The 14772-nt window shown below is 68.5% G+C and carries 15 protein-coding genes; 7 read left to right on the top strand and 8 right to left on the bottom strand.

What is annotated here, in order from left to right:
• Positions 1-194: 194 nt before the first annotated feature.
• Positions 195-524: a PadR family transcriptional regulator gene (locus ABD768_RS25780; RefSeq protein ID WP_343967149.1), complete on the top strand. Its 330-nt coding sequence runs from the start codon at positions 195-197 to the stop codon at positions 522-524.
• Positions 521-1819 carry an HAAS signaling domain-containing protein gene (locus tag ABD768_RS25785; protein WP_344844759.1) on the top strand — a complete coding sequence of 433 codons (1299 nt, stop codon included), beginning with the start codon at positions 521-523 and terminating at the stop codon, positions 1817-1819. Before ABD768_RS25780 ends, ABD768_RS25785 begins: the two co-directional genes overlap by 4 nt.
• Before the next feature lie 20 nt (positions 1820-1839).
• Here ABD768_RS25785 and ABD768_RS25790 read toward each other — a convergent pair whose 3' ends face one another.
• From ABD768_RS25790 to ABD768_RS25800, 3 genes are read right to left on the bottom strand one after another with little or no spacing between them, the layout of a single operon-like run.
• On the bottom strand, positions 1840-2556 hold the full coding sequence (locus ABD768_RS25790; protein ID WP_344844762.1) for a GNAT family N-acetyltransferase: 717 nt from the start codon (positions 2554-2556) through the stop codon (positions 1840-1842).
• Positions 2557-2577: 21 nt separating this feature from the next.
• A complete protein-coding gene (locus ABD768_RS25795) occupies positions 2578-3825 on the bottom strand; it encodes an adenylate/guanylate cyclase domain-containing protein (RefSeq protein WP_344844764.1) in 1248 nt (415 codons plus the stop codon).
• A complete protein-coding gene (locus ABD768_RS25800) occupies positions 3806-4210 on the bottom strand; it encodes a cyclic nucleotide-binding domain-containing protein (protein WP_343967141.1) in 405 nt (134 codons plus the stop codon). Before ABD768_RS25800 ends, ABD768_RS25795 begins: the two co-directional genes overlap by 20 nt.
• Before the next feature lie 202 nt (positions 4211-4412).
• Between ABD768_RS25800 and ABD768_RS25805 the strand changes: the two genes are divergently transcribed.
• Positions 4413-5660 (top strand): glycosyltransferase, encoded by a 1248-nt coding sequence (locus ABD768_RS25805; RefSeq protein ID WP_344844765.1) that lies wholly within the window; start codon positions 4413-4415, stop codon positions 5658-5660.
• On the opposite strand, the gene ABD768_RS25810 is transcribed toward ABD768_RS25805, so the two are convergent.
• The 3 genes from ABD768_RS25810 to ABD768_RS25820 are packed head-to-tail and all read right to left on the bottom strand — an operon-like array spanning position 5570 to position 8261.
• The gene (locus ABD768_RS25810; RefSeq protein ID WP_344844767.1) at positions 5570-7039 is read right to left on the bottom strand and encodes an FAD-dependent monooxygenase; all 1470 of its coding nucleotides are present in this window, start codon (positions 7037-7039) and stop codon (positions 5570-5572) included. The genes ABD768_RS25805 and ABD768_RS25810 overlap by 91 nt on opposite strands.
• The gene (locus tag ABD768_RS25815) at positions 7036-7668 is read right to left on the bottom strand and encodes a VC0807 family protein (protein ID WP_344844768.1); all 633 of its coding nucleotides are present in this window, start codon (positions 7666-7668) and stop codon (positions 7036-7038) included. The genes ABD768_RS25810 and ABD768_RS25815 overlap by 4 nt, the downstream gene beginning before the upstream one ends.
• Positions 7669-7673: 5 nt before the next feature.
• On the bottom strand, positions 7674-8261 hold the full coding sequence (locus ABD768_RS25820; protein WP_344844769.1) for a TetR/AcrR family transcriptional regulator: 588 nt from the start codon (positions 8259-8261) through the stop codon (positions 7674-7676).
• Between the two features lie 135 nt (positions 8262-8396).
• Here ABD768_RS25820 and ABD768_RS25825 point away from each other — a divergent pair, with 135 nt between their 5' ends.
• Complete coding sequence (locus ABD768_RS25825; protein ID WP_344844772.1) at positions 8397-9944, top strand: glycoside hydrolase family 183 protein; 1548 nt, start codon at positions 8397-8399, stop codon at positions 9942-9944.
• 26 nt (positions 9945-9970) lie between these two features.
• Complete coding sequence (locus ABD768_RS25830; RefSeq protein ID WP_344844774.1) at positions 9971-10432, top strand: hypothetical protein; 462 nt, start codon at positions 9971-9973, stop codon at positions 10430-10432.
• Here the strand turns inward: ABD768_RS25830 and ABD768_RS25835 are convergent.
• Positions 10429-11094, bottom strand: coding sequence for a helix-turn-helix transcriptional regulator (locus ABD768_RS25835; protein WP_344844777.1), 666 nt, complete (start codon positions 11092-11094; stop codon positions 10429-10431). The genes ABD768_RS25830 and ABD768_RS25835 overlap by 4 nt on opposite strands.
• Positions 11095-11271: 177 nt before the next feature.
• Between ABD768_RS25835 and ABD768_RS25840 the strand changes: the two genes are divergently transcribed.
• Complete coding sequence (locus ABD768_RS25840; protein WP_344844780.1) at positions 11272-12240, top strand: zinc-binding dehydrogenase; 969 nt, start codon at positions 11272-11274, stop codon at positions 12238-12240.
• Here ABD768_RS25840 and ABD768_RS25845 read toward each other — a convergent pair.
• On the bottom strand, positions 12237-13808 hold the full coding sequence (locus tag ABD768_RS25845; protein ID WP_344844783.1) for a threonine/serine exporter family protein: 1572 nt from the start codon (positions 13806-13808) through the stop codon (positions 12237-12239). The genes ABD768_RS25840 and ABD768_RS25845 overlap by 4 nt on opposite strands.
• Positions 13809-14023: 215 nt before the next feature.
• Here ABD768_RS25845 and ABD768_RS25850 point away from each other — a divergent pair, with 215 nt between their 5' ends.
• Positions 14024-14758: a cupin domain-containing protein gene (locus ABD768_RS25850; RefSeq protein WP_343967122.1), complete on the top strand. Its 735-nt coding sequence runs from the start codon at positions 14024-14026 to the stop codon at positions 14756-14758.
• Positions 14759-14772 lie beyond the last annotated feature (14 nt).

The raw sequence follows: 14772 nt of genomic DNA on the forward strand, positions 1-14772 counted from the left end.
GATTTCCCCAAACAGACCCGCGCCGCCGCACCCACCGCCAAAAGCCCGTGGGGGACGGCGGGGTAGGTGACGCTTCGGGGTGAAACAGGATTGCGGAGTACTCTGCGGTGTGTAGTAGTGTGGTCGGCAGAGCACCGCGAGGCCGGTCTGAGGGGGCCGGGTTCGCGGTGCACCTAGCGGAGGTGGTGGAGGCGATGGATCCGAGTCAGCTGCTCAAGGGCGTGCTCGACCTGGCGGTCCTGGCGGTGTTGCGGGACGCGGACGGATACGGCTACGACGTACTGCGCCGGCTGCGGGCCGCCGGGCTCGAGGATGTCGCGGATGCGTCGGTGTACGGGACGTTGCGACGGCTGTTCGCGGCCGGTGCGCTGACGTCGTACGTGCAGCCCAGCGAGGAGGGCCCGCACCGCAAGTACTACGGGCTGAACAAGACCGGCCTGGATCTGCTCGCCGAGTCCACCAAGACGTGGAACCACTTCGCCGACACGATGTCGGTGTTGCTGCTCGAGGAGGCGGCTGCGTGAACAGCACTCTGACCGGACCGGTCGCGACCTACCTGACCCAAGTCAAGGCCGAGCTGAGCGACCTGCCGCCGGGCGAACTGGCCGAGGTTCTCGACGACGTGACCGGTCACCTGAGCGAGGTCGCCGCCGAGTTCGAGGAAGAGCCGACGGCCGCCGGCCTACAGGCCCGCCTCGGCACCCCGAGCCAGTACGCCGATGAGCTCCGCACCGCAGCCGGCTACCCACCGCGGACGAAGGCGGCCAAGCCGGAGCGTACCGGCGCCGAGGCCGCGCTGACCTGGGGAGTCATCGCCTCGATCGTCGGGCCGCTGTTCCTGATCATCGGGCTGACGAACGGCATCGGCGAGGCCGCCTTCTTCGGCACGATCGGCGTGCTCCTGCTCGCCGGCGCCGCCTTCATGGGCGTGCGGGCCTTGCAGGGCAGGGATCCGCGCATCGTCCTCGAGACGTATCGCGGTCAGCGCGGCGCGGAGCAGATCCGCAACCTGATCGACCAGATCCCGCCGAACGTCCGGCGCGACCTCGTCACCATCGGCCAGCCGGTGTGGTGGGTCGCCCGCGGCATCGTCGGAGGCGGCGCGGTCTTCGCCATGTCCGGCGCAGCCGCCGTGGTCGTGGTCGGCGCGCTCGCCGGAGCCATCGTCTCGGTCTGGATCGGCCGCAAGACACAGCAGGACCGCCGCTGGCTCTGGTACGTCGTACCGCTGAACGTGGTCGCGACCATCATCGTCCCGCTCTGGCTGGCGTACAGCTTCGTCGGCGGCTCGGCCGGACCCTTCACCAACTACCGCAGCCACGCCACCAGCAACAGCTACTACCCCCAGAACGGCCTGGCGCTGGACGGTACTTCGATCAGCAACGTGTACCCGTTCGACGAGCAGGGCCGCCAGGTGAAGGTCCGCCTCTACGACCAGGACGGCCGGCCGATCAGCCTGCCGCTGCAGAACTGTGCGGCCAGCAACGGCACCATCGGTGGCAGCGACTCGGTCAGCAATCTGTACCCGCAGGCCACCGTAAAGACTGACGAGCCGGCCCAGACGGATGCCAACGGCAACGACATCACCCCGTGCACGGAGACCGACAAGGCCCCGTTCGTCCCACCGCCGGCCCCGGCCACCACCCCGACCATGGGACCGACCACCGGCTCGACCCCGGGCGCCTCCACGACGCCCCGGCCGACCCCGACGCCGACAGCCAAGCCATCGGTTCCGGCCGCGTCCACCAAGCCGACCCCGACCCCACCCGCCACCACCGGCAAACCGGGTGTCACCCTCACGGTCACCCCGACCCGCTGAACTACTTCAAAGCAACTGGGCTACATGTGCGCCGCGGCTACCGCGCGATACGTGTAGCCCAGTTTGCGATACACCGCGATCGCGGCCTCGTTGTCCCCATGGACCATCAACCCGGTCCGCCCATGCCGCTTCACCAACTCGGCCGTCACGAACGCACACACCTCCCGTGACAACCCGCGTCCCCGAGCATCCGGCCGAGTCGCCACTCCAGCCATGAACCCCACCTCCGGCGCACTCCACCCATCCGCCGCGATGCTCAACAGGTCACCGGCCTCATCCACAACACCGGCCCACCGCAGTACGCCGGAAGCCCCCGGCCAGGCATAGGACTCCGGCGACGCCTCACTCAACACCGCCTCTACCCCGTCGTCGCCGTCCAGCCAGGCAGCCGTGGTCGGCTGGGACGGTACGACCGCCGTCTCCATCCACCCGAAAGTCGCCCGCAGCGACAACCCCGGCACCCGCGCGACCAACTCGCGAATCAACGCTTCCTCACCGAACGGCCGGAAACTCGTCCCCAGCTCACCAAGCAGCGAACCGACCAGCGGCACGAGATCGGCCAACGGCCCGCGCACCACCAGCCGATCGTGCTTCGACAGATCGGCGACGGCTACGGCCACCGCGTCACCGGCGTACCAGGCGCGGGCTCGATCGCCCAGGCCCTGCCCGCCCCAGACCACCAACGCGTCCCCATCGGCTCTCGCCGCCAACTCCCCAGCCGTTGCGATCTCATGCACGCAACCATTGTCCCTAACGCGTCAGCTAGGCGCCGAGGTGGATCGTTGCAGCGCGTATGGCGACAGATGGTGATACCCGCGCACCGATACCCGACGCAATCGACGCAACCGGTACGCCGGATGGCCGTCGAGCGCGGCGGCCAGCTCCCGGTCGACCAGGACCCGTCCGGGTTTCGCCTCCGAGGTCAGCCGCGACGCGAGGTTTACGACCTCGCCGTACACGTCGCCGAGGCGGATCAAGATGCTGCCGTACGCGAGCCCGATCCGGAGCTCAGGCATGTCGCCGGCCTCCATCACCTTGTCCTGCAAGGCCAACGCGAGCGCGGCACCCTGCGCGGGCGTGTCGGTGACGAAGAGAACCTCGTCGCCGATCGACTTGATCACCCGGCCGCCGTTCAGCGCGACCACGTCGGCGGCCAGTCCTTCGAAGCGCTCGATCAGCTTGCCCAGCTCGACGATGGACAGCCGCCTGGTCAGCCGCGTGTAGCTGACGATGTCGGCGAAGCCCACCACCCGGACGCCACGCGACAGCTCGTCGGAGCCGGCCACCGCACGCCCGGCCGCTGCCGCCAGATGCCGGCGCCAGACATACGTCTGCAATCGTTCCATTGCCGGAAGCAACAACGTCGCGACCTCGATCGCGTCGTCGGCGGACAGCTTGGCGCCCGCCAGCAACTCCAGGAACATCGCCGACTGCCAAGACGCCAGCCGCGACTGCGTCTGGCCGAGCTTGCGGGCGAGCGACGACTCCACCGCAGGATCGATGAAGCCGTCATCCTCGAGCGCCGCGACCAGCCGGAGTGCCTCGACATCACCGTCGGTGAAGGCGATCTCGTCGTCCGGTACGGTCGCGAAGCCGAGCGCGTGCCACATCTGCTCGGCCCGCCCGATCGAGATCCCGGCCCGCTCGGACACCTCGATCCGGGTGAACTTCCGCTCCCCACCCAGCAACGCCTGCTCGAACTCCTGCTGCAACAACCCCAGGTCCGGCTCCGGCGTCGAGCTCGCCCCGGAAGGTGGGGGCGCGGAGGCGGGCGTCGCTCCGTCCGCCTCGTCGGCTCGTCCCTCAAGAGCCGCCGCGGACCCCCGGGACGCCTCGGACACCTGGGACGCCTCGGGCCTCTGGGACGCCTCGGAGCCCGGCGCCTCCGGCCCCTTGGACGCCTCGGAGGCCGGCCCCTCGGACGCCCGGGCCGCGTCGGAGGCCGGCGGCGCTGCGGGATCAGCGGCGGCGCCGGATCCGGGGCGGTCAGTCCTTCTGGGGGCCACGGCGTTCGACGATGGTGGCGTCGATGGCGTTGCGGAAGTTGGGGAGGCGGGTGGTCAGGTCGTCGAACTTCTCCCGGGTGAAGTGCAGCAGCTGCAGCCGCGACTTCGCCGTGACCGTTGCCGTTCGCAACCGGTTCTGCCGGACCGCGACCTCGCCGGCGATGTCGCCCGGGCCGAGCACGGCGATCTCCTCGCCCTTGACCCGGACCGAGGCGGTGCCGCTGAGGATCAGGTACGCCGCGTCGGGAGGCGTCTGCTCCAGGATCAGCGACCAGCCGGCCGGAACCGAGACCTCTTCGCCGGCCCGGAAGATGTCCTTGATCTCCCGCCCCGACAGGTCCGCGAACAGCGGCAGGTCCCGCGGGGACGTCCTACCCAGTGCCACAACGATCCTCCGAGCCCGCCGGGCGTTGACCCAGCGATAGCAGGCCGATGTTTCCAGTCAGTAACTCTAACGGTTGTTTTGTTCCGGGGTCACACCAGCACCGCCCAGGGATTGGGCAGGAAGGCGACGTAATAGCGGTTCGCCGCTTAGCATCAGGGTCCGTACGCCGGTTCTGCGGCGTACCAAGCTCAGGGGTGGGCGCATGCGAGTAGCAATGGTGGGGATGGGGACCCGGGGGGACGCGCAACCAATGGCCGTCCTCGGCGCGGAACTGGCCGCACGTGGGCACGAAGTCACGCTCGGTGTGTCTTCCGATCTGGTCTGGCTCGGCGAAGCGCTCGGCCTGCGGACGATCGATCTGCGCACGAGCGCCCGGGAGTTCCTCGAGTCCGAACAGGGCCAGAAGTGGCTGGCCGCAGGCGACTTCCAGTCGTATGTGCGCTGGCTGATGGACCACAAGAACCAGGTCGCCGACCAGCTCCAGGCCGACCTGATCGACCTCGCGTCCGGAGCCGATGCCTTCATCTCCGGTACTGCGACCGAGCTCGAATCCGTCATCATCGCCGAAGCGGCAGGCATCCCCTACGCGTCGGTCTACCACGCCCCAATCCGCAGCAACAGCGCGTTCCCGCACCTGCTCGTCTCGACCGACATCTTCTCTCCGGAGCGGAACCTGGAGACGTACGCCGAGATCGACAGAACCAATTGGCCGCTCTTCGAGCCCTACGTCAACAAGCTCCGCGCCCGCGTCGGCCTCGCCCAGACCACGGAGACGACCGGCAGCCGCCTAGCCAGTTCCGGCGCCCTCGAGATCCAGGCGTACAGCCGCCACCTCGTACCGGAGCTCGCCGACTGGGACGTCCGCCGACCGCTGACCGGCTTCCTCGCGCCGTCGGCCGAGCAGCGCAGACTGCTCGACGACCTGGTCGACCCCGGACTCGACGCCTGGCTGGACGAAGGCGAACCACCCGTGTACTTCGGCTTCGGCAGCATGCCCGTACTCGACCCCGACGCCGCCTTGACCATGATCGAGAAGGTCGCCGACACCCTCGGCGTCCGCGCCCTCGTCAACCTCAAAGCCAGTACTGCGAACGCCCGGACCGTCCGCGTCGTCGGCAACCTCAACCACGAGGTCGTCCTGCCCCGGTGCCGAGCGGCCGTCCATCACGGCGGCGCCGGTACGTCGGCCACCTCACTGCGCGCCGGCCTGCCGACGGTGATCTGCGCCGTCTTCGCCGACCAGCCCTTCTGGGGCGCCCAACTCCAGCGGATGGGCGTCGGCAGCACCCTGCGCTTCACCGACCTGAGCGAACCCACCCTGTTCGCAGCCCTCGAACCGATGCTTGCCGACGGCCCCCGTCAACGCGCCGCCGAACTCGCCGTCCTGCTCCGCGAGGAAGACGCCATCGACCAGACCGCCGACGCGTTCGAGGAATCGGTGTCCGGCTGACCTTCCGGATCATCGGTCGCCCACGCCACATAACCGTCCGGCCTCACCAGAACCCGGGCAGCCGCGAAGCCCTCGAGCTCCAGCAGCAGCGGACGCCCACAGGCGAGCAATCCGGCGACTGTCGTCCCATCGCCCAGCTCCAGATCAGGCATCCGCCGCCCGATCAACGGATGGTCGCCGGGTGCATACGCGATCCCCAGGCCGGAGATGACACCGGCCAGCCGATGGTTGGCCTCGGGGATCCGCAGCAGGTCGAGGAAGGTCTCGCGCAGACAGGCGATGTCGTCGTCGGGGATCATCAGCACGCCTTGTGCTCTGGTGTTGGCCAGTACTGCGGCCGCTACCGGATGGCGCTCGTCGTGATAGCTGTCGAGCAGCTCCTCCGGTGCTTCGCCGTTGAGGTACGCGGCCAGCTTCCAGCCGAGGTTGAAGGCGTCCTGTAGGCCGAGGTTCATCCCTTGACCGCCGGTGGGTGAATGGATGTGCGCGGCATCGCCGGCCAGGAAGACCCGGCCGGCCCGATAGCGATCCGCCTGCCTCACCGCATCGGTGAAGCGCGACGCCCACCGGATCTCACGCAGGACCACCTTCGCGCCGTACCAGTTGGTCAAGGCCTCCGAGACCTCGTCGAAGCCGATCGGATCCTCCCTGACCAAGAGTTGTTGCTCAGGGCCCGTGAACAGCACTCGGTGGACACCGTGGCCGAGTGGGATCAGCGTGAGGACGGCGCCGTCCCGCGGTACCAGCGAAGGCAGTTGCCAACGGCCACTACTCTCGGCCCGCTGGTCGTCGAGGACGACGTCGGCGACGACGGCCGACATCCTGCCGTCGCGGCCGGGGAAGTCGATGGCGGTCAGTTTGCGGACCGCGCTCCTCCCGCCGTCACACCCAATGAGCCAGCCGGTGCGCATCGTCGTACCGTCCGCGAACGACGCTTCGACGCCGGCTGCGTCCTGTGTCAGGCCGGTCAGTTCGAGACCGCGCCGTACTGCGATGCCGCGGGCGGCGAGGTGGTTCTCGAGGTGCTGCTCGATGCGGGCCTGCGGAATCCCAAGCTGGTAAGGGAATCGCGTGTCCCAGCTGGAGTAGTCGAGGGTGACGGGCAGGCCGGCGAAGTGCCCGGCCGGCACCTGGTCGACGGCGTCATCGAGCAGCGGTTGCAGGAGTCCGCGCGAGTGCAGAATCTCGACGGACCGCGGTTGAAGGCTGAGCGCACGAGACTGACCTGACCGCTCGGTCGCCTTGTCCGCGAGCGTCACCGGAATCCCGGCGAGGCTGAGCTCCGCCGCGAGCAACAACCCGGTCGGCCCGGCCCCGATCACCAGCACGCCGTCCGGCGCATCGCCTCGCGCGCGCTCGACCTGCGCGTCGTCGGTCATGCGAGGAGGTCGTTCTTACGGGAGTAGAGCATCATGAAGCCGTAGAGCAGGACGAACAGGACGATCCATTGCGCGGTCGTCACGCCGGGCACCGCGTCGAGTGGAAGCGCATAGGCGATCACCACCCGAACGACGGCGTCGAAGACCAGCCCGACGCCCCAGACGGCCGTGATCAAGCGCAGCCCGTGCCGGAAACGCGGCTCGGTCTCCCAGCGGCTCGCCCACACCTCGCCACCACCTTTGCCGCGCTTGGCCTCGGCGATTCCGCGACCGATCGACAGCAGCAACGGCTTCCCGGCAAGGAGAGTGCCGAGCATCCACAGTCCGCAGAGCGCGGTGGTGACGCCATCCTTGGCGAGTAGCATCCGTGGGCTGTGCAGTGCCAGCGAGGCGATCGTGCCGACGGCCAGCGCGCTGATCATGAAGACGGCCATCCAGTCGATCTTGCGGTCGCGGACGAGCGCGTAGGCGGTTCGCAGTACCGGGATGACGGAACCGGCCAGGGTTGCGCCGACGACGCCGACGCCCGACTGGCGTAGTACGTAAAAGATGAGCAGCGGCGCGACCAGGTCGATCAGGACCGGTGCGAGGACCGCTCCCCAGCGGGCCTTCGGTTTGGTTTCGGTCATCGCGGTCACGACAGCTCCGCTCGGGTCGCTCGGTCGAAGATCTCGGTCAGTTCGCGGGCATAGGCCTTGGGATCCGCGCCGGCCACGAGCCGGCCGGCCGCGACGTCGATCGCCCCGCGCAGCGTCACCGCCATCAGCAGCGAGTCGAAGGTCCGGAAGGCGCCGGCACGCTGGCCCTCGTCGAACAGCGCGACCAGCCGCACGACTGCGCCATCGGACTCCTCCGAGGGCATCGGTCCTGCGCCGAAGACGATCTGTTGAACAGCACGGACGTGATCCGCCTGCGCGGCGATGAAGCCGATGTTCGAGGTGATGTACGCCGCGAGCAGCTCGGCCGGGCCGGTCGCCGCGTCGAGCGTTGGCCGCATGAAGGCCGCCGCGTCCTCGGTCACCTGCCGGAGCACCTCGGCGAGCAACTCTTCCTTGGTCTGGAAGTGGTACGAGATCAGCCGCTTGCTGCTCAGCCCGGCCGCCTCGCAGATCGCATCGAACGACGTGCCCGCGTAACCGCGCTCGGCCAGTACGCCGATGGTCGCGCCGACGATCTGCTCGCGCCGGGCCGCCGTACTGCCCGCTCTCCCGTTTATCCGCATGTGTAAAAATTACCCAGCTGGATAAAAGGTGTCAAGCGATCAGCCGTTGACCTGCCTGGGGCACCTCGCTAGCGTGGGCGAGAAATCGATTTCCTGCCGTTGGACGAGCATCATCGAGCCGCCTAGGAGACGCGCATGCAGAAGCGATTGGCCTTCATCCTTCCGGTGCTGCTCGGGGCCGCGCTGCTGCCGGCCAACCCCGCGCCGGACGCCCGCGCTTCGGCGGTACCGTCAGCTGCTGAAGCGGTACCGGCGCCGGCCGAGCGGGTCGCGAAGCTCACCGGGCCGGGATCGATCAACGACACCGAGGCTCGCTTCGGGCTGAAGGCGACCGATCTGGGCATCCTCTGGGACAACGGTTCGGGCGAGATCCTGACCGCGTTCGGCGATAGCTACGGCAGTGGCTGGACCGGGCCGGGTGGGGGCGCGGGCGATCCGGCGACCATCGACTGGCGTTGCAATCTGCTGTTCCGGAGCAAGGACCACAACCTTGCCGACGGGATGACGCTCGACAGCGCGGCCGAGGACCGGCCCGGTCATGCCAAGGAGTTCCTCGGCTGCAAGAAGATCGATCGGGACGAGCACACCGTGATCCCGACCGCGGGGATCTCGGTCGGCAAGCGGCAGTACGTGCAGTACATGTCGGTCAACTACTGGGGTCCGGCCGGCAGCTGGTTCACGAACCATTCGGGCTTCGCGTACTCCGACGACAACGGCGAGACCTGGACGAAGGACCCGAAGGCGATCTGGAAGAACACGGCCGCGTGGGACGACAACTTCCAGATGAACGCGCTGGTCCGGTCGGACGGCTACGTCTACATGATCGGTACTCCGAACGGCCGGTTCGGCAATGCGCACCTGGCGCGCGTACCGGAGCAGCAGGTGTTGTCGAAGAAGGCGTGGCGCTATTGGGACGGCGGCAACTGGTCGCGCGATGAGCGTTCCGCAGTACCGATCGCTGCCGGGCCGATCAGTGAAGTGTCCGTGCAGTGGAACGCCTATCTCGGCAGGTGGTTGATGATGTACCTCGACGAGCAACGGGCTTCCGTCGTACTACGCTCCGCCGCGTCCCTCACCGGCCCGTGGTCCGGTCAGCAGGTGGTTGTCCGAGGCACCGACTTCCCCGGCCTCTACGGAACCTTCATGCATCCGTGGTCCGCCGGCCCCGACCTCTACTTCACGATGTCGCAGTGGGACCCGTACAACGTCTTCCTCATGCACACCAAGCTGACCGACGACGGTTCAGTCACCAACCTGGTAACGGATCCCAGCTTCGAAGCCCAGTCCGGTGCCGCTCCGTCGCCTCCCTGGCAACTCAACGGCCGAGGCGGCATCGACAAGGCCAACCGGGGCCACAGCGGCACCAGCAACGCCTTCGTCCGCGACTCGATCGGCCAGCACCAACTCCAGCAGACCGTCGCCGTCCGCCCCCACCACCGCTACAAACTCTCCGCCTGGATCCGCACCGCCGACAACAACACCGAAACGATGCTCGGCGCCCGAACCCTCCGCGGCAAGGTCATCACCCAGAAGACCGGCGGCGCACACCCGCAGTACACCCAAGTAACCACCATCTTCGACAGCGGCCGCGACTCATTGGTCCAGCTCTACGCCGGCTTCTTCGGCCACGGCCAAGACGTCTGGCTCCAACTCGACGACGTAGTACTCGAGGAAATTCGATGACCCTGCGCTGATGCCACCATTCGCCTGTGGATGTCGTGGTGCAACGGGTGCGGACCCGCTGGGGCAAGGAGTCCCGGGGCGGACCGAACGCGGCGGTACGCAACGGCGTACCGGTGGCCTTCGCGTTGCCGCCCGGGCCGGGCCCGATCTTTCACAGCGTCGAGATGGAGCAGTGGTCGGACTATCGGCCCCGAGTGTCGACGGGCGACCTCGCCCTGTTCGGGCTGGAGCTGACCGAGGACAACGGGCGATGCCGGGCGTACCCGAATACCTACTATCCGATGCCGCCGCGCAGTCGGCATCCCGCCGTGCGGATCGAGGCCGGCGAGTGGTTGCGGTGGCAGCTGAACTACCGCTTGGTGCACTACAACAGCGGTGAATGGATCTACCAGCTCGATACCTTCAACATCGGCTATGCGACCACAGATCCGCGGGTGTTTCTCGGCACTCCGCCTCGGGTGATCGACGAACTCGGCTCGCTGCGCTAGTTGGCGCTTCGGTAGCGGCCGGGGGTGGTGCCGATCAGGGTGGTGAAGGCGGTGATGAAGGTGCTGGGGTTGGACCAGCCGCAGGCGTGGGCGGTGTGGGTTGTGTCGTGGCCTTCGGCCAGTAGGACCAGGGCGTGGCAGATGCGGAGTTGGGTGCGCCATTGATAGAAGGTCAGGCCGAGTTCGTCGCGGAGTAGGCGGCTGAGGGTGCGGGCGCTGGCGCCGATCTTGTGGCCGAGTTCGGCCAGTGGGGTGTTGTCGGCGGGGTCGTCGTACAGGAGCTGGGCCAGGGCGCGTAGTCGGTCGTCGTGGGGCTCGGGGAGTTGCAGGGGTTGTTCTTGGGCTTGGTCCAGTTCGTCGACGAGCACGCGCACTAAGCGAGCCTGGCCGGCGGCGGTGTGGTGCGCGTCCGGGTCGTAGCTGCGGGGGCCGGTGAGGGTGAGCAGTACCTCGCGCGCTAGGTCGGAGACGGTGAACACGGACGGGCGAGGCGGGACGAGCCGGGCCTGAGCTGGGGTGAGGAAGAGGATTCGCATGTCGGTGTCGCCGTGGGCCTGGTGGTAGTGCGTGAATCCGCCGGGCGTCCAGGCCACTCGATTGGCGGGGACCACGGACGTGCCTTGTTCGGTATGGACGGAGAGGACGCCGCGAGCCGCGTACACCAGGTGTCCGCGCGGGTGGGAGTGCGCGGTACTCGTCCCGCCCGATGGCCAGACGTGGACTCCTCCGGACGGCCACAGATGCAGGGTCCGAGGGGATGACGGAGATTGGCGGCCAACGGGCATGAGTTGGCAGTTTACCGGTGGCCCGCCACGAGGTCGCGCGGCGAGAGTTGAGGCATGCGAACGACGATGCGAGCGGCGGTCTGTGTCCGGGCGGGCGATCCCGAAGTACTGGAGATCCGCGAGGTGCCGATTCCGGAGGTGCGGGAGGGCTGGAGTCTGGTGCAGGTGAAGGGGGCCGGGCTCAACCGGTCCGAGCTGCGAACGCGGCAGGGGCATTCGCCCAGCGTGAGCTTCCCGCGGGTGCTCGGGATCGAGTGCGTCGGGATCGTGGTGGCGTCGACGGATGCGCGGCTGCCGGAGGGTACGACCGTCGCGGCGGTGATGGGCGAGATGGGGCGGGCGTTCGACGGCGGCTATGCGGAGTACGCGTTGTTGCCGAACTCGTTGCTGATGCCTCTCACCACGACGCTGCCCTGGGAGATCTTGGCGGCGCTCCCCGAGACGTACCTGACCGCGCAGGGCTCACTCGATGCATTGGGGCCTGGCGGCAGCTTGCTGATCCGCGGCGGGACCTCGTCGGTGGGGATGGCGGCCGCATCGATTGCCACCGGCCACGGCATCACGGTGGCGGCGACTACCCGGAGTACGGACAAAGCCGAGGCGCTGACCGCGGCTGGTGTCGAGCACGTGCTCATCGACGACGGCGAGTCGCTGGCCGCGGCGGTGCAGGCGATCTGGCCGGAGGGTCCCGACAATGTGCTCGATCTCGTCGGGGCGAGGACGGCGGTGGATTCGTTGAGGTTGGTACGCCGCGGCGGCACGGTCTGCGTGTCCGGGTCGCTCAGCGGGTGGTCGATCGCGGACTTCGAGCCGATCGCGATGATCCCGTCCGGGACCCGGCTCACGACCTTCCACAGCAAGGACGCGTCGGGCAGCACCACCTTGCAGCGCATCGTCGACGAGGTGGAGGCCGGCGTCTACCGACCCAACCTCGACCGCGTCTTCACGCTCGACGAGATCGCCAAGGCCCATCACCATATGGAGAACAATCAGGCCATTGGGAAGGTCGTAGTCATTCCCTAGCTACTACTGCGGGTACGCCGCGAGCGGTGGGAACGCGAGCGCTCGGTACGCCGCCGTACCGGCCGCCGCGGACCCACCAGGCGCGGACCGGCCAGCCGGTCCTCCAGTCGACGGGCCTCACGCCGGATCGGCTGAGCCACGTATTCGCCGAGGATCACGCCCGACGCGAGGGCCACGCCGATCGCGACCGCCGTGGCCAGCGAGACGATGCCGATGAGGTTGCCGAGGCTCATCAACTCGAGCAAACCCTTGTAAATGGTGAGTCCTGGAAGCAGCGGGACCGTGCCGGAGACGACGACCACCAGGGGCGGGACGCCAGAGCGGCGGCCCAGGGAGTAGCCGGTGAGGCCGACGACGAAGGCGGCTGCCGCGGTCGACCAGGCCGGGCCGAACTGCGCGCGCGACATCAAGGTGAAGACGAGCGAACCGAGCCCGCCGACGATCGCGATCGGGAGCAGGGAACGCAGCGGGGAGTACGACGCGTAGGCGAACGCGACGGCCATCAGGGCGCCGGATCCGACCATGACGGGGAGGTTGCTGAGCTGGATCGTCTGGGCCTCGATGGCTACCGGGAGACCCATTTTGATGCCGAGGCTGATGCCCAGTGAGACGCCGGCGATGATTCCGCCGGTGAGCAGCATCGCTTCGAGGCTTCGGGCGGCGGCGGTGACGTAGTACCCGGTGATCGCGTCTTGGACGGCACCGGTGAGGGCGATGCCGGCGAGCAACATGATGATGCCGGCGGCAACTACCAGGGATGGTTTCACTGGGGCGTGTACGGCGTACAGGACCAGGGCTACGGCCGTTGCGACGAAAGCGCCTGCGACCTGTTGGTAGAAGGCGGGGAGGCGTTGGCGGTTGAACCAGCGGTTGCTGAGCTCGATGAAGCAGGCGGTGACGACGGCGACGAGGGTGATCAGCCAGCCGCCACCGAGAAGGAGGGTCGCGCCGCCGGCCATCACGCCCCAGGCGACTACCGAGCTCCAGCGCGGGAAGGGCGGGCCGGCTGAGACCATCCGGGCCAGCTCGCGGCTGGCTTCTTCGCGGGTGAGTTCGGCGCGGACGAAGCGGCGTACGAGTTGGTCGACGGCTGTCAGGCGGGAGAAGTCCTGGCCGCGGTACCGGACGATGCGCATGTGCGTCTCGGGGGCGACGTCGGGCGCTGCCTGGTACGAGATCGCGATCGAGGTGAAGGTGATGTCGACCTCGCAACCGCGCAGTCCGGCGGCGGCGGTCACGCTGAGGATGGTGGCCGTCGCGTCGGCGGTGCCGGCGCCGCTGGAGAGCACGACCTCGCCGATCCGCAGAGCGAGATCGAGGGTGCGATAAAGCTCACGCTGCTCATCCCGCGCCCGCTCATCCGCCGCCTGCAGTTCAGCCGACAACTCATCCACCGACAACTCACCGGTCGTCGGCCCGGACTCCCGCCGCTCGCGCCGCCGTCGCTCAGCCTGCCGACGCTCAGCTTGCCGGCGTTCGCCCAGGCGGAGGTCTTCCGTCAGGGTGACGTCGAGCGACGGTGGGCCTGTCTCGCCCCCGTCGGCTGCCGAATCGCCGCGCTTGGCCACCGTGCTCCTTTCGTCTCCTGAAACGACGCTAACGCCCATCGCCTCGCCGTACCCCATCCGCCGATCGGCACCCCGCTGTCCGGAATCGGCCTGCAATCGCTTTCCACCGACTTTCCCGACAGGTTGACTCGCCGTGACGGCCCACCTAAGGTTGCGGTCACGAGCCTTGGAAAGCCCTTTCCAAGGCTTCAGCAGCCCAACGCGAGGAGACGAGCATGTGCGAGTTCGGCCCGGCCGCGGCACTGCCCGGCGGTATCGGCGTCTCGCGGCTGACCGTGTACGACATCGAGGCGCCCGACGGTCTGGTCGGCGGCACCCCGCACGTCCACCTCGCCTGCTCCGAGGGGTACTACGTGATCGCCGGCTCCGGCGCGGTCCAGACCCTCAACCCGAAGGGCTTCACCGAGACCCCGCTGCAGGCCGGCACGGTCGTCTGGTTCGACCCCGGCACGATCCACCGGCTGATCAACGGCGGTGGCCTGCAGATCCTCACCCTGATGTCGAACTCCGGCCTCCCCGAGGCAGGCGACGCCGTCCTCACGCTCCCACCCGAGCACCTCACCGACCGCGAGACGTACCTCGAGGCCACCACGCTCACCGGTGAAGGCGAGGCCCGTACGCCGTCCGCGATGGCCCGCCGCAACCTGGCCCTCGAAGGCTTCGCCGTACTACGCGACGCGTACGCCGCCGACGGCCCCACCGCCCTCGACGCGTTCTACGAGTCAGCCGTCCGCATCGTCCAGCCCCAACTCGCCGACTGGCGCAAGCGCTGGGAACAAGGCGCCCGCCGCCTCGCCGACGAAACCGGCGCCGCACTCGAAGCTCTCGAAGCAGGCAAAGCCCCCCACCTGCAGACCGCAGAGCTCCACGAACTCCCTGCCCCCACCGAGTTCGGCCGCCACGGCATGTGCGGCCGCCTCGATGTCTATGACCTGAACCAGCACCCGTGAAACCGCCCCACACC

It is taken from the genome of Kribbella ginsengisoli, from assembly GCF_039537185.1.
Taxonomy (GTDB): domain Bacteria; phylum Actinomycetota; class Actinomycetes; order Propionibacteriales; family Kribbellaceae; genus Kribbella; species Kribbella koreensis.